The sequence below is a fragment of the Amycolatopsis sp. NPDC047767 genome, assembly GCF_040704195.1.
Classification (GTDB): domain Bacteria; phylum Actinomycetota; class Actinomycetes; order Mycobacteriales; family Pseudonocardiaceae; genus Amycolatopsis.
Map to the genome: position 1 here is coordinate 56,094 of NZ_JBEYSJ010000025.1, position 21,012 is coordinate 77,105.

The 21,012-nt window shown below is 71.5% G+C and carries 22 protein-coding genes; 10 read left to right on the forward strand and 12 right to left on the reverse strand.

Going from position 1 to position 21,012, the window contains the following annotated elements; genetic code table 11:
* Window positions 1–28 precede the first annotated feature (28 nt).
* Window positions 29–1,873, reverse strand: coding sequence for a glycoside hydrolase family 3 N-terminal domain-containing protein (locus AB0878_RS34530; RefSeq protein WP_366584457.1), 1,845 nt, complete (start codon window positions 1,871–1,873; stop codon window positions 29–31).
* A gap of 167 nt (window positions 1,874–2,040) precedes the next feature.
* On the opposite strand from AB0878_RS34530, the gene AB0878_RS34535 reads away from it, so the two are divergent.
* Window positions 2,041–2,835: a hypothetical protein gene (locus tag AB0878_RS34535; RefSeq protein ID WP_366584459.1), complete on the forward strand. Its 795-nt coding sequence runs from the start codon at window positions 2,041–2,043 to the stop codon at window positions 2,833–2,835.
* On the opposite strand, the gene AB0878_RS34540 is transcribed toward AB0878_RS34535, so the two are convergent.
* The 6 genes from AB0878_RS34540 to AB0878_RS34565 all read right to left on the reverse strand — a co-directional run bounded on the left by AB0878_RS34540 (window position 2,832) and on the right by AB0878_RS34565 (window position 6,531).
* Complete coding sequence (locus AB0878_RS34540) at window positions 2,832–3,320, reverse strand: YbaB/EbfC family nucleoid-associated protein (protein WP_366584461.1); 489 nt, start codon at window positions 3,318–3,320, stop codon at window positions 2,832–2,834. The two genes, AB0878_RS34535 and AB0878_RS34540, sit on opposite strands and share 4 nt — an antisense overlap.
* Window positions 3,304–3,666 carry a YbaB/EbfC family DNA-binding protein gene (locus AB0878_RS34545; RefSeq protein WP_366584463.1) on the reverse strand — a complete coding sequence of 121 codons (363 nt, stop codon included), beginning with the start codon at window positions 3,664–3,666 and terminating at the stop codon, window positions 3,304–3,306. Before AB0878_RS34545 ends, AB0878_RS34540 begins: the two co-directional genes overlap by 17 nt.
* A gap of 6 nt (window positions 3,667–3,672) precedes the next feature.
* Window positions 3,673–4,791 carry an NlpC/P60 family protein gene (locus AB0878_RS34550; protein ID WP_366584465.1) on the reverse strand — a complete coding sequence of 373 codons (1,119 nt, stop codon included), beginning with the start codon at window positions 4,789–4,791 and terminating at the stop codon, window positions 3,673–3,675.
* The gene (locus AB0878_RS34555; protein WP_366584467.1) at window positions 4,788–5,105 is read right to left on the reverse strand and encodes a hypothetical protein; all 318 of its coding nucleotides are present in this window, start codon (window positions 5,103–5,105) and stop codon (window positions 4,788–4,790) included. Before AB0878_RS34555 ends, AB0878_RS34550 begins: the two co-directional genes overlap by 4 nt.
* A gap of 80 nt (window positions 5,106–5,185) precedes the next feature.
* On the reverse strand, window positions 5,186–5,986 hold the full coding sequence (locus AB0878_RS34560; protein WP_366584469.1) for a thioredoxin domain-containing protein: 801 nt from the start codon (window positions 5,984–5,986) through the stop codon (window positions 5,186–5,188).
* Window positions 5,987–5,991: 5 nt separating this feature from the next.
* On the reverse strand, window positions 5,992–6,531 hold the full coding sequence (locus AB0878_RS34565) for a MauE/DoxX family redox-associated membrane protein (RefSeq protein ID WP_366584580.1): 540 nt from the start codon (window positions 6,529–6,531) through the stop codon (window positions 5,992–5,994).
* Between the two features lie 100 nt (window positions 6,532–6,631).
* Between AB0878_RS34565 and AB0878_RS34570 the strand changes: the two genes are divergently transcribed.
* From AB0878_RS34570 to AB0878_RS34585, 4 genes are all read left to right on the forward strand, one after another.
* A complete protein-coding gene (locus AB0878_RS34570) occupies window positions 6,632–7,462 on the forward strand; it encodes a glutamate ABC transporter substrate-binding protein (RefSeq protein ID WP_366584471.1) in 831 nt (276 codons plus the stop codon).
* Window positions 7,459–9,882, forward strand: a complete 2,424-nt coding sequence (gene hrpB, locus AB0878_RS34575; RefSeq protein WP_366584473.1) for an ATP-dependent helicase HrpB — start codon at window positions 7,459–7,461, stop codon at window positions 9,880–9,882. The genes AB0878_RS34570 and hrpB overlap by 4 nt, the downstream gene beginning before the upstream one ends.
* 104 nt (window positions 9,883–9,986) lie before the next feature.
* A complete protein-coding gene (locus AB0878_RS34580; protein WP_366584475.1) occupies window positions 9,987–10,901 on the forward strand; it encodes an ATP-binding cassette domain-containing protein in 915 nt (304 codons plus the stop codon).
* Window positions 10,898–11,689, forward strand: a complete 792-nt coding sequence (locus AB0878_RS34585; RefSeq protein ID WP_366584477.1) for an ABC transporter permease — start codon at window positions 10,898–10,900, stop codon at window positions 11,687–11,689. The genes AB0878_RS34580 and AB0878_RS34585 overlap by 4 nt, the downstream gene beginning before the upstream one ends.
* A 44-nt stretch (window positions 11,690–11,733) precedes the next feature.
* Here AB0878_RS34585 and AB0878_RS34590 read toward each other — a convergent pair whose 3' ends face one another.
* Window positions 11,734–12,231 (reverse strand): TetR/AcrR family transcriptional regulator, encoded by a 498-nt coding sequence (locus tag AB0878_RS34590; RefSeq protein WP_366584582.1) that lies wholly within the window; start codon window positions 12,229–12,231, stop codon window positions 11,734–11,736.
* A gap of 108 nt (window positions 12,232–12,339) precedes the next feature.
* On the opposite strand from AB0878_RS34590, the gene AB0878_RS34595 reads away from it, so the two are divergent.
* Window positions 12,340–13,473 (forward strand): FAD-dependent oxidoreductase, encoded by a 1,134-nt coding sequence (locus tag AB0878_RS34595; RefSeq protein WP_366584479.1) that lies wholly within the window; start codon window positions 12,340–12,342, stop codon window positions 13,471–13,473.
* 169 nt (window positions 13,474–13,642) lie between these two features.
* Here AB0878_RS34595 and AB0878_RS34600 read toward each other — a convergent pair whose 3' ends face one another.
* The gene (locus tag AB0878_RS34600; RefSeq protein WP_366584481.1) at window positions 13,643–14,305 is read right to left on the reverse strand and encodes a response regulator transcription factor; all 663 of its coding nucleotides are present in this window, start codon (window positions 14,303–14,305) and stop codon (window positions 13,643–13,645) included.
* Entirely contained in the window at window positions 14,302–15,864 is a 1,563-nt protein-coding gene (locus tag AB0878_RS34605; protein ID WP_366584483.1) for a histidine kinase, read from the reverse strand. The genes AB0878_RS34600 and AB0878_RS34605 overlap by 4 nt, the downstream gene beginning before the upstream one ends.
* Before the next feature lie 75 nt (window positions 15,865–15,939).
* Between AB0878_RS34605 and AB0878_RS34610 the strand changes: the two genes are divergently transcribed.
* Both AB0878_RS34610 and AB0878_RS34615 read left to right on the forward strand, forming a co-directional pair.
* Entirely contained in the window at window positions 15,940–16,149 is a 210-nt protein-coding gene (locus tag AB0878_RS34610) for a hypothetical protein (protein ID WP_366584485.1), read from the forward strand.
* Window positions 16,146–16,874 carry a hypothetical protein gene (locus AB0878_RS34615; protein WP_366584487.1) on the forward strand — a complete coding sequence of 243 codons (729 nt, stop codon included), beginning with the start codon at window positions 16,146–16,148 and terminating at the stop codon, window positions 16,872–16,874. The genes AB0878_RS34610 and AB0878_RS34615 overlap by 4 nt, the downstream gene beginning before the upstream one ends.
* On the opposite strand, the gene AB0878_RS34620 is transcribed toward AB0878_RS34615, so the two are convergent.
* Both AB0878_RS34620 and AB0878_RS34625 read right to left on the reverse strand, forming a co-directional pair.
* The gene (locus tag AB0878_RS34620) at window positions 16,856–17,077 is read right to left on the reverse strand and encodes a hypothetical protein (protein WP_366584489.1); all 222 of its coding nucleotides are present in this window, start codon (window positions 17,075–17,077) and stop codon (window positions 16,856–16,858) included. The genes AB0878_RS34615 and AB0878_RS34620 overlap by 19 nt on opposite strands.
* Window positions 17,078–17,087: 10 nt before the next feature.
* Window positions 17,088–18,218, reverse strand: a complete 1,131-nt coding sequence (locus tag AB0878_RS34625; RefSeq protein ID WP_366584491.1) for an inorganic phosphate transporter — start codon at window positions 18,216–18,218, stop codon at window positions 17,088–17,090.
* Between the two features lie 321 nt (window positions 18,219–18,539).
* Between AB0878_RS34625 and AB0878_RS34630 the strand changes: the two genes are divergently transcribed.
* Window positions 18,540–19,976, forward strand: coding sequence for a nitrilase-related carbon-nitrogen hydrolase (locus AB0878_RS34630; RefSeq protein ID WP_366584493.1), 1,437 nt, complete (start codon window positions 18,540–18,542; stop codon window positions 19,974–19,976).
* Between the two features lie 123 nt (window positions 19,977–20,099).
* Window positions 20,100–21,011: an alpha/beta hydrolase gene (locus tag AB0878_RS34635; protein WP_366584495.1), complete on the forward strand. Its 912-nt coding sequence runs from the start codon at window positions 20,100–20,102 to the stop codon at window positions 21,009–21,011.
* Window position 21,012: the final 1 nt, after the last annotated feature.

Genomic DNA, 21,012 nt, shown 5'->3' on the forward strand with positions numbered 1-21,012 from the left:
GAGCGGAGGAAGGGTTACTTCTGGTGCATCACCACGGGAAACGCTGGTGGTAGCGCAGCCCGTAGCCGAAGGGGAACAGCGCGGGCTTCCCGTCGCCGACGTTGATCGGCTGCTGGTCGGCGCTGCGCATCCAGGTGACCGGCAGCTTGCCGGTCGGGTTGTAGTCGCCGAAGAGCACGTCGGCCACGCCCTGGCCTTCGCTGCCCGGCAGCCACGATTCGATCAGGCCGGCCCAGTCCGGCAGCTGCTTCGCGATGTCCAGCGGACGGCCCGAAACCAGCACGACCACCGTGGGCACACCCGAGTCGTGCAGCTTCTGCAGCGTCGCGAGATCCGTGGCGTCGAGGCCCATGTCCCCCGGCCGGTCGCCCTTGGTTTCCGCGTACGGCGTCTCCCCCACCACGGCGACGGCGACGTCGTAGGACTTGTCGATCCCGCTGCCGTCCTTGCTGAAGGTGACGGTGGAAGACTTCTTCACGGTATTCTCGATGCCCTGCAGGATCGTCGTCCCCGGGATGACCGGTCCCGACGTGCCCTGCCAGCCGACGGTCCAGCCGCCGGCCTGGTTGCCCAGGTCGTCGGCGCTCTTGCCGGCCACGAAGATCTTGTTGCGGCTCTTGTCGAGCGGCAACACGTTGTGTTCGTTCTTCAACAACACTTGTGACTCCCGCACCGCCTGGCGCGCGAGATCGCGGTGTTCCTGACTTCCGATGGTGCTGAGGTAACGCCGATCGGTCAGCGGGTGTTCGAAAAGCCCCAGCTGGAACTTCTTCGTGAGGATGCGGCGGTTGGCGTCGTCGATGCGGGACATCGGCACCTTGCCGTCCTGCACGAGGGTGCGCAGGGTGTCGATGAACTTCTGCCAGTCGTAGGGCACCATCACCATGTCGATGCCGGCGTTGATCGACGCCTCGACCTCGTCGGGGGTGAAGCCGGTCTGGCCGTCGATCTTGTCGACGCCGTTGTAGTCCGAGACGACGATGCCGTCGAAACCGAGCTCGTTCTTGAGGACGTCGGTGACGAGGTATTTGTTCGCGTGCAGCTTCACGTCGTTCCAGCTCGAGTAGCTCACCATCACCGAGCCGACGCCGCGCTTCACCGCCTCCTTGAACGGCGGCAGGTGGATCGCGCGCAGCTCCTGCTCGCTGAGCTGCGTGTTGCCCTCATTGACGCCGCCGGTGGTGCCGCCGTCGCCGACGTAGTGCTTCGCCGTCGCCAGCACCGACGCCGGCCCGCCCAGTGACCGGCCCTGCAGGCCGGTGATGATCGACGTCATCTCCGTGGCGAGCTGCGGCACCTCGCCGAACGACTCGTACGTCCGCCCCCAGCGGTCGTTGCGCGCGACGCACAGGCACGGCGCGAAGTCCCAGTCGATGCCCGTGCCGGACACCTCTTCCGCCGTGGCGCGGCCGATCTTCTCCACCAGTTTCGGATCGCGCGACGCGCCGAGCCCGATGTTGTGCGGGAAAACGGTCGCGCCGTACACGCCGTTGTGGCCGTGCACCGCGTCGACGCCGTAGATCAGCGGAATGCCCAGCGGCGTCGCCAGCGCGGCTTTCTGGAAGCCGTCGTACATGTCGGCCCAGGTGGCCGGCGTGTTCGGCGTCGGCTGCGAGCTGCCGCCCGACAGCAGCGACCCGAGCCGCCCCGTCGTCACGTCCGTCGGCGACTTCACGCCCAGCCGCTCGGCCTGCATCATCTGCCCGAGCTTGTCGTCGAGCGTCATGCGCTTCATCAGATCCGCGACGCGCACCGAAACCGGCCGCCGCGCGTCCTTGTACGCAGGTTGGTTCCCGGCCAGCGCGGGCGCGTGCGCGCTCACCGTCAGCGCCGCGGCCAGCACCCCCAGCGTGATCGAACGTCCGACGCGCATCCGGCTACTCCTCGTCGAGCCACCAAACTTCACGTCTTGAATTAATGCACAGGTTTTCCAAGTGGTCCAGACCTTGCGGACAAACCGGTTGCCGGTGACCGGGACCGCGGAACGGGCGAACAATGCGGCCGTACCGGGTAATCTGGCTCTCGGCCTGGGGAGGGACCATGACTCGCAAGTTCGTCGCACCCACACTCATCGTGCTCGCCGTTCTGGTGATCGGGGCGCTCGTTTACGTCTTGTCGCGAACGACGCCGGCGGCACCCACGGCTTCGACCGCCCCGCACACCTGGGTCACGGTCACCGCACCGGTCGACGGCATCCGCCCCGGCCCGGACCCGGCTTCGGTCGTGATCCACGTGCTGCTGCCCGCCGGCGGGCCCAACTGCTCGCGTTCACCGCGCGTCGAGACGATGTCCGAAACACCGGACGAGCTGGCCACCGCCATCCATGCCAACGTGGTCTTCGAATCGTCGAATTCGGCCTACGGCGGTTGCCCCACAGAGCAACCCGCGGAGATCCCCTTCACCGCGACGGCCCCGATCGGCAACCGCGCTCTGGTGCTGAACAACGAAGCCTGGCACCGCACGGGCGCCACGTTCGCCCGCTGCGACGAGTTCCTCGGCTGCACACCGCCGGCCGATCACTGTGCGGACGAGTGGGTCGACCGGGCGGTGTTCGACCTGGACGTGCCGGTGAAGCACCTGCACGGGGTGCGCGACGTGCTCGCGTGTGACGGGCAGTGGCTGGTGTTCGACCTCAACCGGCACGTCGGCGACTGCCCGGTCGACGGCACGAGCTGCGTTCCCGGGACCGGGCCGGTGCAGCGTGTCGTCTACTCGTGGGAGGCGCGGGGCTGGAAGCAGGAGAACGGCACGAAAACCGGGACCTGCGAAGAAATCCGCGCCGCGCTGCCGCAGTTTCCCCAGGCGTTGTGCGGGAAGTTGCCGCCGCGCCGTTAGCCGGACCAGGGCGACGCGTTGTCGAAATACGCGTCGTCTTCTGCGGAGGCGGAGGGACGGGCGGAATTGCGTCGGGTCGGCCGGGCGAGCCGTTCCGAGCGGAGCCGCTGGAACTCCTCCACGGTCATGCCCGGGTCGTCGTCCGCGGAGCGCGCCGGGGCGGGTTGGCCGGAGAGCTGCTCGATCAGCAGCGTCACGTCTTCTCCCAGCTGGAGCGCGACTTTGTTGTAGCAGTCCTGCGTGGCCTCGACCATCGCCAGCCGCGTGACCTCGAGGATCAACGCGGCCAGCCGCGCCGGGTCCGCGTCGGTCACCGACGGCGCCAGCCAGAGCCGGCGCAACGCACCGAGGGCGTCGACGGTGACCTCGACCGTGCCGTCGAGGGCGTGGGCCGAGCCGCGCGCGTCGGTCATCAGGGCCGCGACCTGCGACAGCGCGGCCTCGCGGGCGCGGGCCTGGTCGATCAGCTCACGAGTACTGGGCATCGGGATCATCCTCGGTCAGCCGTTCGTACCCCAGCGACGCCAGCTGGTCCTGGTCGAGCACCGGCGAAAGGACCTCGTTCATCCGGTCGCCCGCGCGGCGCGTGGCTCGGTTCGAAAGCTCCATGATCAACGCCGCCAGCGCGTCCGAGCCGGAACGCAAAGCAGCACGCGAAATCCCGAGATCCACCAGCAAGCCGCCGGGCGCCACCGACACGGCGACCCCGTGCGACTCCGCCTTGCCCACCACCGGGCCCGACCGCGCGAACCTCGCGGACGCTTCCGCACCGGCGCGCGCGGAAGCGTCCGCGATGCGCGCGGCTTCCAGACCGACATCGAACTCAGCCACCAAACCTCACCCCGTCGGCCGGTAGAAACCGATGAACTGCTGACCCGCGTTCGTCGTGCGGATCTTGCTGACCTGCACGGGATCGCCCGCCTCGACCATCTGCCCGTCGCCGATCACCATGGCGACGTGACCGGACCACACCACGAGGTCGCCGGGCAGCAGCTGGTCGATCGACGGCACCTCGGCACCCACGGTCTGCTGCCGGGCCGTGCGCGGCAGCTGCAAACCCGCGTCCTGGTACGACGTCATGGTCAACCCGCTGCAGTCGAGCCCCTGCCCGCGCGCGGTGCCGCCCCACACGTACGGCACGCCGAGCTGCGACAACGCGGCGCGCACGGCCTTCGCGGCCGTCTCGTTGGGCGCCTTCACCGTCCGCCCGCCGGGCAGGTTGATGTCGACGCCCGTGCCCGGCTGCGGCGGGATCGCCACCGGCAGCCGCGGCTTCCCGACGAAACCACCACCACCGCCGTCGCTCCCACCACCGCCGTCGCTCCCACCACCGCCGCCCGCGTGCGCGCCGTTGCTGTTGAACGATTGCGGCACGTGCGTCGACGACGCCGCGCGGGTCGTGGTCGAGTCCGACCCGCCCAGCTGCCGGCCCAGCGAGGTCAGCTGGTTGATCGTCTGCTCCGAGAACGTGGCTGCCTGCCCGGTGAGCTGCCCGATCTTCGTCTGCAGTTGCAGCAGGATCTGCCTGGCCGCGGCCGCGCGGCTCTCCGGCGGCTGGATCCCGTTCACGGCCTGCAGCGCCTTCATCGACGCCGCGATCTCCCGCACGATCTGGTCGCGCACCTGGTCGTTGCGGATCTCGCCGACGTGCAGTGTCTCGGCCGCCGCGGCCACGGCCTTCTCGATCTCGGCGCTCTCGTCGAGCAGGTCCTGGATCTCCTTCTCCAGGCCCTGCGACGTCGCGGCCGCGCGATCGGCGGTGTAGCCCGACGCGGAATCGGCGAGCTGAGAACGCTGCGCGCCGGCCTGGTCCCGGACCTGGCCGACGGACGCCTGCAGCGCCACGTGCCCGTCACGCGCGCCGTGGAGGGCACCCGGGTCGTGCTTGAGCTTGGCCGCGAACTGGTTCGTGGTGTCCAGCCCGCCGCGCACGACCTGCTCGACCTCGGCCGTCACCGAAGCCTGCGGAGCGCGTCGCCGTGTTCCTCCTCCACCGCGGCGAAGTTGCCCTGCGTGCGCCGCGCGGCCTCGCCGACCTGGTGCCACCCACCGCCGAGGGCGTGCAGCCGCTCCTGAAGCGAACGCATGCGCGCGCCGTACGCGCCGGAGAAGCCGGACTCGTGGCCCATGTCGGAGAAACCGACCGTCACGTGCGGGGCGAGGTGTCGCGAGCCCGCCTGCCGGACGTCGTCGCCGAGTGGATCGACCTGACGCGCGTACGTCTCGTAGGCGCCGTCGTCGGCGTGAAAACCAGAATGAAAACCGGACACAACCCGCCCCTCCCCTGAGCCGAGAGGGCCAGGTTAACGGACGGGTTGTGCCCGGACAGGCGAAATGACCGGATCAGTGGTCAGCTGCCGGTGCCGGTCAGCACGCCGGTGAGCCAGTCGCCCTGGGTGGAGATGGCCTTGCCGTTGACCGCGACGGTCGGGGTGCCGAAGCCGTGCGCGCCGTTCGGGAAGTCCTGGGCCAGGTTCGGGTCGTTCTCCGTCTGCTGGAAAGCGGCCTGGATCTGCTGGTTGTAGGTCCCGGCGTTCACCGCCTGGTCGAACTTCGGGTCGGTGATGCCCAGGTCGTGGCCGAGCTTGATCAGCTGCGCCTTGTCGTAGCCGCGCCCGCCTTCTTCCGGCTGGCTCTTGAACAGCGCGTCGTGGAACGCGGTGAACTTCTGCGAGGAGACGGCGGCGAGCGCCGCGTTGGCCGAATCGAGCGAGTAGCCCGGCGGGTCCGAGCTCTCGTTGAGCAGCGTCACCATGTGGTACCGGACGGTCAGCTGGCCGCTGTTGACGGCCTGCTCCATCTTCGGACCGTAGGTGTCCTGCAGCTGCTTGCAGTACGGGCACAGGAAGTCGGCGTACAGATCGATGGTCTTGGGTGCGCCGGGCTTGCCGACGGAGACGACCACGCCGTCGAGCTTCTCGACCACGCCGGGGCCGAGCGTCGTGGACGTGGTCGGCGCGATGGCCGTGCCCTCGGTCGAGTTCTTGCTCGAGTTGATCCACACGACGCCGCCGATCACCACCGCGGCGACGACCACGACCGCCACGACAACGGCGATGATCTTGTTCCGGTCGCCCGAGGCACCCCTCGCCTGCGCGACCGACTTCGCGGCCTGCGCCTGGCGTTGGCGCTTCCGCGCTGCTTCACCCACGGTTCCTATTTCCCTTCAACGATGCCCGCGTTGTTCGCGAGCGCCGCGGAGCTCCCGGTCTCCACGGAATCCTCCACAGCGGAATCCTCCACCGCCGCGCGGCGCCGTCCCCAGCCGAGCCAGCCGTCGACCGAGAAGAACGAACGCGGACGCACCATCAGCCACACGGCCAGCACCGCGAACCCGGTGTCCCGCAGGATCTCCTGCGGGTACTGGGTCTGGCCGGCGGCCACGTGGCCGCCGCCGCCGAAGCACCCGCAGTCGATGCTCAGCCCGCGCGCCCACGACTGCGCGATGCCCGTCACGAGCACGGCCAGCATGACCAGCGCCGCGGTGGCGACCCAGCGCGTGGCCAGGCCGAACAGCAGCAGCAGGCCCAGCACCAGTTCGACCAGCGGCAACGCGGTCGCGACCGGCCGGACCAGCGCGCTCGGCAGCACGTCGTAGGCCTGCACGGCGATGAACGTCTGCCCCGGCGAGGCCAGTTTTATGGCACCCGAAACGAGCCACACGGCGGCGAGCCCGAGGCGGGCGAGGGTGCCGATGGTGTCGAGCGCGGGTTGGGGCAGTCGTCGCACACGCTTAGGCTAGCCGCCGGACCTGAGAACTTCGTGAGTTGTCAACACCCACCGACGGGAGGCGAGCATGCGAGTTCGCGCGGTGGTCACCGCCCTGTTGCTGCTGGTCACGTGCGTGGCCTGCGGTCCGGGGACGGTTTCGCCCGGCGATTCGCTCGTCAAGCGCGCGCGTGACGGTGACCACCTCACGATCGGGATCCGCTTCGACCAACCCGGCCTCTCGCAGCGCACGATCGACGGCCGGTTCGTGGGCTTCGACGTGGACGTCGCCAAGTTCGTCGCCGGCCAGCTGGGCGTGGATCCGGCCCACATCACGTGGCACGAGACCACGCCGGCCACGCGCGAGTCGGATCTCACCTCCGGCAGCGTCGACCTCGTGGTGGCCACCTATTCGATCACCGACAAGCGCAAGCAGCTCGTGTCGTTCGCGGGGCCCTACTTCGTCACCGGACAGGACCTGCTGGTGCGGCTCACATCGTCGGACATCACCGGTCCGGAGAGCCTCAACGGCCGTCGCCTGTGCTCGGTCACCGGCTCGACGCCGGCCCAGCAGGTGCGCGACAAGTTCGCGCAGGCCGTGCAGCTCGTCGAGTACCCGAGATACCCCGATTGTGTGACAGCCCTGCTCGCCGGCCAAGTCGACGCCGTGACCACCGACGCGGTGATCCTCGCCGGCTACGTCGCGCAGGACCCCGAGCTGCTGCGCGTGGTCGGGCACCCGTTCTCGACCGAGCGCTACGGCGTCGGCCTGCACAAGGGCGACACCGAGGGCCAGCACGCCGTGGACGACGCCATCCGCAAGATGGTTTCGGACGGCGACTGGCTGCGGTCGCTGCAGGCCAACATCGGCCCGTCGAACTACCCGCTGCCGAAGCCGCCGGAGATCACCGAGCAGTGAGCCGCCTGGAAAACCTGCCTGACCTGCCCGTTCGCGCGGTGCTGCCCGACGTGCTGGCGGCGCTCGCCGACCACGGCACCGCCGTGCTGGTCGCGCCGCCCGGCACCGGCAAGACCACGCTCGTGCCGCTCGCGTTGGAGAACGGCGGCGGCCGCGTCGTGGTCGCCGAACCGCGCCGCCTCGCTGCCCGCGCCGCGGCTTCGCGGATGGCCGCGCTGCTGGGTGAACCGGTGGGCGAAACGGTCGGGTACGCGGTCCGCGGCGACCGGAAGGTGTCTCCGCGCACCCGGATCGAGGTCGTGACGTCGGGTCTGCTCGTGCGGCGCGTGCAGAACGACCCCGAGCTCGCCGGCGTCTCGACGGTGCTGCTCGACGAGTGCCACGAACGCCACCTCGACGCCGACCTGCTGCTCGCGCTCCTGCTCGACGTCCGCGCCGGCCTGCGCGAAGACCTGCGGCTGCTCGCGACCTCGGCGACCGTCGCCGCCGGACGGCTCGCCGAATTGCTCGGCGACGCGCCGGTGGTGACCGCGCACGCCCGCACCTACCCCGTCGAGCTGACCTACCGCGCGCCCGCCCGTGGCGCGCGAATCGAGGCGACGGTCGCGTCCACGATCCGGCTGGCACTGTCCGAAGGGGACGGTGACGTGCTCGCGTTCCTGCCCGGCGCCGGGGAAATCGCGCGCACGACCGCACAGCTGGGCTCGCTCGACGCCGACGTGCTGCCGCTGCACGGCCGCCTCACCGCCGCCCGCCAGGACGAGGCGCTGCGGCCCCGCGACCGCAGGCGCGTGGTGCTGGCGACGGCCGTCGCGGAGTCGAGCCTCACCGTGCCCGGCGTACGGTCCGTGGTGGACTCCGGGCTCGCCCGCGTGCCGCGGGTGGACCACCGGCGCGGCCTGGCCGGGCTGGCGACCGTGCGCGTGTCCGCGGCCGTCGCCGAGCAACGCGCCGGACGCGCGGGCCGCGAAGCGTCCGGCCGCGCGTATCGCTGCTGGCCGGAGCACGAACAGGCGACGCTGCCCGCGTACCCGGAGCCGGAGATCCGCACGGCCGAGCTCGCGCGGTTCGCGCTGGAGCTCGCGTGCTGGTCGACGCCGGACGGCAGCGGGCTGGCGTGGTGGGACCCGCCGGGCGAGGGCGCGCTGGCCGCCGCGCGCACGTTGCTGGTCACGCTGGGCGCGACGACCGCCGACGGCACCGTCACCTCGCGCGGCCGCCGGATGGCCGACCTCGGCCTGCACCCGCGGCTCGCCCGCGCGCTGCTCGACGGGTCCGCCGCCGTTGGTACGCGCGCGGCCGCCGAGGTCGTGGCACTGCTCGACGCGGGCGCGCAGCTGACCGACGTCGAGGCCGAGCTGCGGCGCCTGCGCAGCGGCACGGACGACGCGGCGCGGCGGTGGAAAACGGAGGTCCGGCGGCTTTCCGGTCTGGTGAAATCCCCGGGGAGCGCGGGCAAACCCGACGCCGCGCTGGTCGTCGCGCTGGCCCATCCCGAACGGCTCGCGAAACGTCGGACCGGCAGCACGCCCGTGTACCTCATGGCCGGCGGCACCGCGGCGGAACTCCCCGCGGGCAGTGGCCTCGGCGACGCCGAGTGGCTGGCCGTCGGCGAAGCCACGCGTGACCCCGGCCGCGTGCAGGGCACGATCCGGCTCGCCGCCGTCGCCGACGAAACCCTGGCCGTGCGAGCCGCACCCGCACTGGTGTCCGAAGTGGACGAAGTCGCATGGGACGGCGACGTCGTCGCCCGGCGGCTCCGCCGCCTCGGCGCCATCGTGCTCGCCGAACGTCCGCTGCGCTCACCGCAACCCGAACTCGTGCACGACGCTCTGGTCACCGGCCTGCGTGCCGAAGGCCTGGGTCTGCTGCGCTGGAGCGAAGACGGCCGGCGCCTGCGTGAGCGCGTGGCATTCCTGCACCGCACTCTCGGCGCGCCGTGGCCGGCCGTGGACGACGACACCCTGCTGTCCGAAGTGGACACTTGGCTCGACCTCTCCCGGGCTCGCCGCCGCGCCGACCTTGCCACGGTCGATGCCGGCAGTGCCCTGCGCGGCCTGCTGCCGTGGCCCGAAGCCGCGCGGCTGGACGAACTGGCGCCCGACCGCCTCGAAGTCCCGTCCGGCTCGCACTACCGGGTGGACTACACCGGCGACCAGCCTGTGCTCGCGGTGAAGCTGCAGGAAACGTTCGGCTGGACCGCCACCCCGACCGTCGCCGACGGCCGCGTCCCCGTGCTGCTGCACCTGCTCTCCCCCGCCGGCCGGCCCGCCGCGGTGACGGCCGACCTGGAGTCGTTCTGGCGCACCGGGTACGCGGCCGTGCGCGCCGACCTGCGCGGCCGGTACCCGAAGCACCCGTGGCCCGAGGACCCGGCGACGGCCAAGCCGACGCGCCACACCACCCGCCGGTCGCGCTGACCCCTGCCGAAGGTCGGGGGTCGCGCGAGCCGGAAGTCCGATGCCCGCGGTGCCCCTCGAACCGCAGACTTCCTTCCCAAGGGATCGAACCCATGGGAGGGCACATGATCACGCTTCGCGGATTGACGAAGCGCTACGGGGAGAAGACGGTCGTCGACGGGCTCACGTGCGTCGTCGCACCAGGCAGCGTCACCGGGTTCCTCGGGCCGAACGGATCGGGCAAGTCGACGACCATGCGCATGACGGTGGGCCTCGACCGGCCCACGGCGGGCAGCGTGCTGGTGAACGGCAAGCCGTACGCCGAGCTCAAGCACCCGCTGCGCGAGGTCGGCGCGCTGCTCGAAGCGAAGGCACTGCACCCGGGCCGTAGCGCCGGGCGCCACCTGCTCGCGATGGCGCGCAGCAACGGCATTCCGGCGTCACGCGTCGAGGAGGTGCTGGCGACAGTCGGGCTCACCGACGTCGCCGGCAAGCGAGCGGGCCAGTTCTCGCTCGGCATGGGACAGCGGCTGGGAATCGCGGGCGCGCTGCTCGGCGATCCCGGCGTGCTGATGTTCGACGAGCCGGTGAACGGCCTCGACCCCGACGGCGTGCGCTGGGTGCGCCAGCTCATGCGCTCGCTCGCCGAGGAGGGTCGCACGGTGTTCGTGTCGAGCCACCTGATGAGCGAGATGCAGCTGACGGCCGACCACCTCGTGGTCATCGGCAAAGGAAAACTGCTGGCCGACGCGCCCGTCGACGAGTTCATCGCCGGCAACTCGCTCAGCTCGGTCTCGGTGCGCGTGCCCACGCCCGTCGAGCGCGACACGCTCGCCCGGCACCTGCTCACACGCGGTGCCGCGGTGGACCCCGGCGAGGCCGACGAGCTGGTGGTGACCGGCGCCGGCGTCGGCGAAGTCGGCGATCTCGCCCACGAGCTGGGCGTGCGGCTGCACGGCCTCGGCGAGCGGACGGCTTCGCTGGAGCAGGCGTACATGGAACTGACCGCTTCGTCGGTGGAATACGGGGTGACGGCATGACGACCACGCAGGTACGCGCGGGCGGCGGGCTTTCGGGGGCCGTCGCGTCGGAGTGGACGAAGTTCTGGTCGGTGCGCAGCACGTGGTGGAGCCTCGCCGGCGGCGTGCTGCTGATGCTGCTCTACAGCGGCGTTTCCGGGCTGTCACAACGGCTGGGCGACACCAGTCCGCCGCAGGGCCCGCACGACATCGTGGTCAACGGCTCGATCTACCTCACCGAGTTCTGCGTGATCGCGGTGGCCACGCTGTTCGTCACGAGCGAGTACGCCAGCGGCAGCATCCGCTCGACGCTGCAGTGGGTGCCGGTGCGTTCGACGTTGGCGCTGGCGAAGGCGGCCGTGCTGGTGCCGGTGCTGTTCGCGTACGGCGTGGTGGTGGCGCTGCTCGGCATGGCGACCGCGGCGGTGCTGATGCCGGGCGCGGCGCTGACGACCACGTTCGGCGACGGGTTCGCGGCGGCTGCGGGCATGGGGGTGTACTTCGCGCTGCTGGGAGTGCTGTGCGCGGGCATCGGGTTCGCGTTGCGCAGCGCGGCGGGGACGATCGTGGTGACGATGGTGCTGCTGTTGCCGTTGCCGATGCTGCTTTCCGCTTATGTGGCGCCGGAGATCATGAACTACTTCCCGGCGTTCGCGGGGATCAACGGGATGGTGCCGGCCGGGGAGACGAATCCGTTGCTGGGTGGGGTTTCGCCGTACTCGCCGTGGGTGGGCGTGCTGATCTGCCTGGTGTGGGCGGCGGCGGGGCTCTTCCTCGGCACTTCGGTGCTGAAGCGGCGTGACGCCTGATCGGGTTTCGCATTCTGTGAAGGGGCCTCTTGCGAGGGGCCCCTTCACAGTGTGCTGGGAATGCCGAGTCCATTGAGGACGGCTCGGGCCCCCTCGGCGAGCTCTTCCTGATCGGGCGGATTCGTCGACCCGGTGCCGGCGAGGGCGTCGAAGATCGAGCCGTCGAGCCAGTTGAGGAGCACGCGGGCGTGACGCTGGGGATTCGTGGAGCCGGCGGCGCCGAGGAGCGCGACGCAGAGCTCGCGGATTTCGAGGCCGCCGGCGTCGTAGGCCGCGCGCAGCTCCGGGCGGCGGGTGGCTTCGAGGGCGAACTCGTAACGGGCGAGCATTCGGGAGCGGCCGACGGTGATGGCGGCGTGGACCGTCGAAGCGAGCACCTCGGCGATGTCCTGCGCGGCCGGGTCGGTGTCCGACTGGTCGAGCTCCACCATGCGCTTGATCGCGAGCTCCAGCAGCGCGGCGCGCGTGCGGGCGTAGTACGACGTCGAGCCCGCCGGCAACCCCGCGGCCCGGTCGACGGCCCGGTGGGTGAGCCCGCGCATGCCGTCGGCCGCGATCACCTCGATGGCCGCGTCGCCGATCGCCGAAATCCTGTCCACGATCAGCACACTACAGGTGTAGAGTCCTCTACAAACGTAGAGGAGACGGTCATGGAGCAACGGCACGCAGTCGTGATCGGCGGGGGCATCGTGGGGCTGAGCGCGGCCGTGGGGCTGCACCACACCGGCTGGCGGGTGACGGTGTGCGAGCGGGCGCCGGAGTTCTCGGCCATCGGCGCGGGGATCTCGATCTGGCCCAACGCGCAGCGGGCGCTGGCGGAGCTCGGCGTCGACGCGCCGCTGCAGCCCCAACGCGACGGCACCGTGCTCGACCGGCACGGCCGCCGGCTGGCGACGTGGAGCCAGGACGCCTACGTGCAGCGCTACGGACTGCCACTCGCCGCGATCCACCGTGCTGACCTGATCACCGCGCTGTGCGCCGAGCTGCCTGCATCGAGCCTGCACACGGGGGTCGACGTGCTGTCCGCAACCCCGGACGGCCTGGTCACGCACGCTTCCGGCACCGTCCGCGCAGACCTGGTGGTCGCCGCCGACGGCATCCACAGCCCGATCCGCACCTCGCTCTACCCGCACTCGCGCGTGGCCTACAGCCGCGGCACGGCCTTCCGCGGCGTCGCCGAACTGCCCGGCGCCGAGCTGAGCCTCCAGTGGGGCCGCGGCACCGAAATCGGCGCCCTCCCCCTGCGCGACGGCCGCGTCTACTGGTGGATCGCCGAGGCCCGCCCGGAAGGCATCCGCCACGCCGACCCGCGCGCCTACCTGCTTTCGCGGTACCCCTTGTGGCGCACGCTGATCGCCTCCTCACCCGAAGTCCTGCACCACGACCTGCGCCACCTGGCCACGCCGCTGCCCTCCTACGCCCACCACCACCTCGCCCTCCTCGGCGACGCCGCCCACGCCATGCCGCCCTACCTGGGCCAGGGCGGCTGCCAGGGCATCGAGGACGCGGTCGTGCTGGCCGCCTGCCTGGCCGGGACTTCCGACGTGGCCTCCGGCCTACGCGACTACGACGCCCTGCGCCGCCCGCGCAGCCAGCGCGTCTGGCGAACGTCGATCCGCGCGGGCTCGCTGGGTCCGCTGTTGCGCAACCCGGTCGGGGCCGCCGTGCGCACCGCGCTACTGCGGCTGGCCCCGCCGTCGGCGATGGCTCGGGCGGAGAACTGGATCAACGACTGGCAGCCGCCACGCCTGCCCCGAACCAGCGCTGCCGCCGACCACCCGTGACACGCGGGTTCCCACGCACACCAGCGGCCATTGCGCAGCGCGGCCGGCGCGTCGGCCGACCTGTGCGCGGTGCGGCGCGGGCCTCTTGTCTCGCTGTCGGCCGGCGGCCGCGGGGTGGCGGAGCGCACCCAACGCGACATTGGGGTGGTCCGGCGATCAGCGGCTCGGTTTACTCCGCTTCGCCGCCGACCAGGCCGGCCTCGTAAGCCGTGATCGCGGCCTGGACGCGGTTGCGGGCGCCCAGGCGGGTGAGGATGGTGCTGACGTGGGCTTTGACCGTGCCTTCGACGACGAACATGCGTGCGGCGATGTCGGCGTTGGACAGGCCCGTCGCGAGGTGTGTGAGGACTTCGCGTTCGCGGGTCGTCAGGGCGGCGATGCGGTCGCGGGCCGCCGCGCCACGGGTGAGAGCGCCGCCGGAGAGGCGGGCGATGACGCGGGACGCGACCTTCGGGGAGAGGAACGCGGCGCCGTCCGCGACGGCGTGGATGCCCGACAGCAGTTCGCGGGGGTCGCCGGCCTTCAGCAGAAAGCCGCTGGCGCCGAAGCCCAGGGCGCGTTCGATGTAGGCGTCTTCGCCGAAGGTCGTCAGGATGATCACGCCGGCGTCCGGCAGCACGCGGCGGATCTCGGCGCCCGCGGCGAGGCCGTCGAGGACCGGCATGCGGATGTCGAGCAGCACCACGTCGGGCCGGGTGGCCAGGGCCTGGGCCACGGCTTCACGGCCGTCGGCGGCTTCCGCGACGACCTCGATGCCGGCGTCGGCCGCCAGGATCGCCGCGACGCCCGCGCGGATCATGGCCTCGTCGTCGGCCAGCAGCACCCGGATCACGGTTCGTCCTCACTGTAGAGATCCTTCGTCACGAGCCGGTCGCCCTCGAAGCAGAGCCGAATCGCGGCGTAACGCACGTTCCACCAGCTGCGCGAAGTGCCGTAGTACTCGCACGTGCTCCCGGCGGGCTTCGGCGGCTCGCCGTACTGCGGTTTCAACAGCCGTTGCTGCGAAGGCAGCAGCGGTGCGATCGACTCCCGCGTCGCCCCCAGCCGGATCTGCTGATAGACCCCCATCGACACCTCCGAGCCGTACCACTGCACGAGGAACGCCACCCCGCTGCCGCCGATCACCACGCCGAACAACGCCAGCGGGATCACGATCGCCTGCACCAGGCTGCGCCGCACGTCCCGCCGTGCCAGTTCCCACTCGCGCGCCGACTCGGACTGCTCGACGTCGGCGTCCACCTCGGAAGCGGGCCCCGGAGCGGCGTCGTGCGGCAGCGTGGCCACGACCTCGAAGCCGCCCCCCGCATCGGGCCCCGCCCGCAGCGCACCCCCGACGAGCCGGACGCGCTCACGCAGCCCGATCAGCCCCCGCCTGCCCGACGCCCCCGGCAACGGACCCGCGGGCGGCCGCGCGTTCACCACCCGGATCTCGGTGCTCGCCGGCGAGCTGAGCACCCGTACGGTCACGGCCGCGCCCGGCGCGTGTTTCGCGACGTTCGTCACCGCCTCCTGCACCACGCGGTACGCCGCCCGGGCGACCATCGGCGGCGCCGCCTCGAGACTGTCCACTTGCGACTCGATCAGCAGCCCCGACGCGCGGGCCCGCTCCAGCAGCTCCCCCAGGCCACCCTGCACGGGCTCGATCGGCGCCGCGTCCTCGCGCAGCACGCCGATGATCTCGCGCAGCCGCTCGGTGGCCGTCGCGGCGTTGGCGCGCAGGTCGCCCGCCGCGGCGCGTTGCGTGTCGTCGAGACCACCCGCCACTTCGAGAGCCGCCGCGCGCACGGCGATGAGGCTCAGCTCGTGGCCCAGGGAATCGTGCATGTCACTGGCGATCCGCGCGCGTTCCCGCAGCCGGGCCTGGTCGGCGACAAGCTGCTGGCGGCTCTCCATCTCCTCCGCCCGCCGCCACCCCGCGCGCGCCAGCTCGCGCCGCAGCCGTACGTGGCGCCCCAGCAGCCACGGCGCGACCCCCGCGAACGCGAGCACCCCGAGCATCGCGCCCCACGCGCCGAACCCGGCCGAGGGCAACACGAACGCCACGGGCAGCCCCGCGAGCGCGATCGCCGAGCACGTGAGCACGGCCACGCGCACCTGCGTCATCCGGAGACCGGCGAGGTACCCCACGGTGACCATGAGGAAGACCTCCCACACGGCCACGCGCCCGCCCCAGCCGAACGCCACCACCACGGCCGTGGCCATCGTGACGATCAGCGACACCGTCGGCAGCCGGCGCCACGCGGCGACCGACACCGTTGTGGCGGCCAGCCCGAAGATCAGCTCCCACGGGTTGGGGTTGTTCGTGGCGTCGATCGCGACGACGCCGGACAGGAAGACCCAGAGCAGGACGTCGAGCACCACTCGCCACCTGCGCCTGGTCACCTCCTTCATGGGACCTGACGCTACAAGGCCCGCGACGGCGGTCACCACTGTCGAAAGTCAACCGCTGAGGCATGATGGCTGACCATGGCTGAGCGCACACTCGCCGAGCAGCTCGGCGGCCCCCTGCCCGAGGGCATCGAAGCCCTGCCCGAAGACGCGCGGCAGGACCTCGCCGCCGCGTTGCGCGACGCCCGGCACCGGCAGGCCAAAGCCCTCGCCCAGGCGGGTGAGGAAGGGCTGAAGTACGTGCCGGCGCTCCTGCGCGGCGCCGTCCGCAAGGCGGTCGGGCTGTGAACCCGGAGATCCTCAAGCTCGCGCGCGTGCTCGACGTCGAACCCGAACGGCTGGCCTACCTCGCCGACGTGGACGTCGCCGACCTGCAGCTGTTCCGCGAACAGGTCACGACCACGCTGTTCGACGCGAACCTCGTCGTGCTCGAACGCATGGCGCTCGCCAGCCGGCTGCTGCCCGCGCCCGTGGTCGCGAAGATCGCCGAGAAGGTGTTCGGACCACTGCTGTGCGCGCGGATCGCCGGGCTGGTGGACGTCTCGCGCGGCGTGGACGTCGCGAAGCGGCTGCCGCCGAAGTTCCTCGCGTCGGTGGCGGCGGAGCTGGACCCGCGGCGTGCGACGTCGATCATCACGCGCATCCCGCTCGACACCGTGGTCGCGGTGGCCGCGGAGCTCACGCGGCGGGAGGACTGGATCACGCTCGGGCGGTTCGTCGGGCACCTGCCGGACCCGACCGTGCGGCGCAGCCTCGCCGTGCTCGAAGACGCCGCGCTCCTGCGCACCGCGTACGTGCTGGACGACAAAACGCGCATCGACCACGTGATGGGCCTGCTGCCCGAAGGACGGCTGCCGCGGCTGATCCGCGCGGCCGGCGCCGACGAATCGCTGTGGGAACCGGCGCTCGACGTGTTGACCAATATGGGAAAAGCTCGCCGAGAAGCGGTGTTGCCGCTGCTCGACGAGCTTCCGGACGAACTACGCGGCCGCGCTCAGGCCGCGATCAAGTAGATCCCGTACGCGACCACCGCCGCGCACACGGCGAAGCACACGATGGAGCCCGTGAACGCCGCGACGCCCGAGCCGCCTTGTTCCCGGGCGGATTCGCGCGCCGAAAGCCCGCGGATGCCGTAGGCGAACAGCACCGTGAGCACCACGGCCGCGGCCAGTGCGACGACGAAGACGGTGCCGAGGGCACCCCAGTCGATGTCCATGTCCGCTCCCTCAGGCCGCGACCGGAGTGGCCTTGGCGGCGTCCGGCGCGTCGTTGATGGTGTTGGCGCTCACCGGGTTGCGGCGCGACGCGAGCCAGATGCCCAGCGCCACGAGCACCCCGACGGCGCCGATGAGGATCGTGCCCCAGCTGCCGCGGGTCGAGACCGCCGCCGCGATGGCGCCGACGACGGCTGCCGCCGGCAGCGTGAGCACCCAGGCGATGACCATCTTGCCCGCGACGCCCCAGCGGACCTCCGCGAGCTTGCGGCCGAGGCCCGAGCCGATGATGCCGCCCGAGGTGACGTGGGTCGTCGACAGCGCGAAGCCGAGGTGCGACGACGCCAGGATCACGGCTGCGGAGCTGGTCTCCGCGGCGAAGCCCTGCGGCGTCTGGATCTCGGTGAGCTTCTTGCCCATGGTCTGGATGATGCGCCAGCCGCCGAGGTACGTACCGGCCGCGATCGCGAGGCCGCACGCCCCGATGACCCACAGCGGCGGGTTCGAGCCCGGCGCGAGCGTGCCGCCGGCGATGAGCGTCAGCGTGATGACACCCATGGTCTTCTGCGCGTCGTTGGTGCCGTGGGCGAGCGAGACGAGGCTGGCCGAGAGGACCTGACCGGTCTTGAAACCCTTGCCCACCACGCCTTCCTTGGCCTTCTCCGTGATGCGGTAGGTCAGGAACGTGCCGACGAGTGCCACGATCCCGGCCACGATCGGCGACGCGACCGCGGGGATCAGCACCTTCTCGACGACCTTGCCGAAGTGCACGGCGTCCGCGCCCGACGCGATCCACGTCGCGCCGATCAGACCGCCGAACAACGCGTGCGAAGAACTCGAAGGCAGGCCGACGAGCCACGTCACAAGGTTCCAGATGATGGCGCCGACCAACCCCGCGAAAATCACCACCGGGGTGACCTTCGTGTCGTCGACGATGCCGCCGGAAATCGTTTTCGCGACCTCGATCGACAGGAACGCCCCGACCAGGTTCAGCACGGCCGAAATGGCGACGGCGATTCTGGGCTTGAGGGCTCCCGTGGCAATGGAAGTGGCCATGGCGTTGGCCGTGTCGTGGAACCCGTTGGTGAAGTCGAAGGCGAGTGCCGCGACGATCACCACCAGGACAATGAGGGAAAAGTCCATGGGCGTTTCTCCAGCTCGGTGGTCGTGCTGTTTAGAAGCTACCCATCAACCGAGCGACGCCTAATCTCGTACGAGTGGCCTCTGGTTGAACTCTGCGTAAACGAGGGCAAGGCCGGGCAAGTCCAATTCCCGCGTTCACCTGGTGATCAACCAATCGACTAGCCAGGTTGGGTGAATCCGTGTTTGCACCGTTAATTCTTGATGTCGGAATTAGGAGCTTTGGGTGGTGCCAGCCCTACCTCGGATACTCCGGTCCAGCCCAGTGCTTCGGCGGCGTTCGGCTGCGACGGTGGTGGTCCCACCACGAGAGGGGCCGTCCGGATGACCGCCACGGCAAGCGTTTCCCGTTCGACTCGACGCCATCTCGGCTGGGCGGCGGCCGCCACCGTCGCGTCCGGGGTGCTCATCCACTTCGGGCTGGGGTTCGAACCAGTCGCCGTGCTGGCGTGGCTGGCGCCGCTGCCCGTGTTTCTCTTGGCGCCGCGCACGAGCGCGTGGGTGGCGAGCGTCGCGGCGTTCCTCGCCTACCTGGGCGGGAGCGCCGGCAGCTGGCACTACTTCCTGAACTCGCAGACGGTGCCGGTGCCCGCCGCGCTCGCGATCCTGCTGGGGTCGCCGGTGCTGTTCGCGGCGACGGTGGCGCTCTTCCGCCGGCTCGTGCGGGTGGGCCGGCCGGTGCTCGCGACCGTCGCGGCGCCAGCGGTCTGGACCGCGGTGCTGTACGGCGTTTCGGTGGCCAGCCCGTTCGGCGTGATGGGGACGTTCACGACCAGCCAGGGCGACCAGCCCGACGTGCTGCGTCTCGCGTCGGTGCTCGGCGGGTGGGGTGTGGAGTACCTCGTGCTGCTGGTGCCGACCGCGCTCGCCGCGGTGCTCGCGCCCGGCGTCCGGGCGTCGGCGCGGGTCGGCATCACCGTGGCGACGGCCGGGGCGGTCGGCGGCGCGTTGGCGTTCGGTGCCACGTCCGCTTCGGCTGCGGTGGGCCAGGTGCGCGTCGCCACCGTGGCTCGCAGCGTGCCGGCGTGGGCGGCGGACCCGGACACTCCTGCCGGCCAACGGGTTCTACAGTCCTATGTGGACGCGCTCACGGCGTTGCCGGCCGATGTCCGCGTCGCCGTGCTGCCGGAGGCCGCGTTCGGCACCGACCGCGCCCGGCTGGTGGGCGTCACCAGGCCGTTGGCCGCCGTCGCCCGCGCCAAGAACCTCCACGTCGTGACCGGCGCGATCGTGACGGACGCTGGTCACGAGGCCGACAACACCGCCCTCGACGTGCCCCCGGCCGGCCCGACAGTTGAATACCGCAAGTGGCGCAACGGTTTCTCGCCTCTCGCCTCCGGCCACGACCTCGCCCACCTCGCGGAACAGCCCATCGGGCTCGAGGTCTGCATGGACGTCAACGTCCCGTCGCCCACCCGCGACTACGCCCGCGCCGGCACCGGCCTGGTGCTGATTCCCGCCTCCGACGAGGACGTCGACGGCTGGCAGCACAGCCGCACCGCGCTGCTCCGCGGCGTCGAGCACGGCGTGTCCGTGGCCTGGAGCGCCGCCCGCGGCACGTCGCTCCTGAGCGACCCGCGCGGCCACGTCCTCGCCCAGGCCCGCACCGGCGCGGCCCCCATGGCCGTCGCCGTCGCCGACGTCCCCCTCGGCACGGGCGACACGCTCTACAGCCGGTTCGGCGACTGGTTCGCCTGGCTCTGCTGCCTGGTGGCCGTGGCCGGGCTCGCCTTCACCCGCGACCGCACCGCTCGCCCTTGAGGGCAGCGACCGTGCCCCCGCTCGCACTGGCGTTCCATGATCATCACGGCCTACGGTGGGGAGCGTGAACTACCAGGGCACCCGCGTCACACACCTCCACTCCACGCCCGTGCGAGCGCACCGGTGACCGGGCTGCGCGAGGCGACGCTGCAAATCGGCAACCACCGGCACACCGGCCTCGCCACCGGCCCGGACGACGGCGAACCCGTCCTGCTGCTCCACGGCTGGCCCGAGTTCGCCGACTCGTGGACCGCCGAGCTCCACGCCCTCGGCGACGCCGGCTACCACGCCCTCGCCGTCGACCAGCGCGGTTACGCCCGCGAAGCGCGCCCGACCGGCGTCGAGCACTACTCCATCGACGCCCTCGTGACCGACGCACTGTCCTTTGCGGACACGCTCGCCGCCACCGGCGGCATCGCGGGCGCCGAAGCGGCCGGTGCCCCAGCCGCTGCCGGGGAACCGAGGCGTATCCACCTCGTTGCCCATGACTGGGGCGGCATGGTCGCCTGGGTGCTCGCCACGCGGCACCCCAAGCGGCTCAAGTCGCTCACCGTGCTCTCGACTCCGCACCCCGGCGCCCTGAAGCAGGCAGCGCAGGACGAAGACCAGCAGAACCACGACCTCGACTACGTGCGCTTCTTCCGCGCGCCCGGCGGGGTCGCCGAGGCGTCGATGCTGGCGGACGGCGCGGCGCGCCTGCGGGCGGCCTACGCGGGCCGCGTCCCGGAGCACCAGGTCGAGCGCAACGTCGCCCGCCTCGCCGAGCCGGGCGCCCTCACCGCGACGCTCAACTGGTACCGCGGCGCCACCGACGACGAGTTCACCGTCCCCGCCGGCCGCATCACGGTGCCCACGCTCTACGTGTGGGGCGCCCAGGACACCAAGCTCGGCCGCACGGCCGCCACGAACACCGCGGAGTTCGTGGACGCCGCCTACCGCTTCGAGATCTTCGAGGACGCCGGCCACTGGCTGCCGGAGGAAGCGGCCGACCGCGTCAACCCGCTCCTGCTCGCACACCTGTCAGCACACCGCTGAG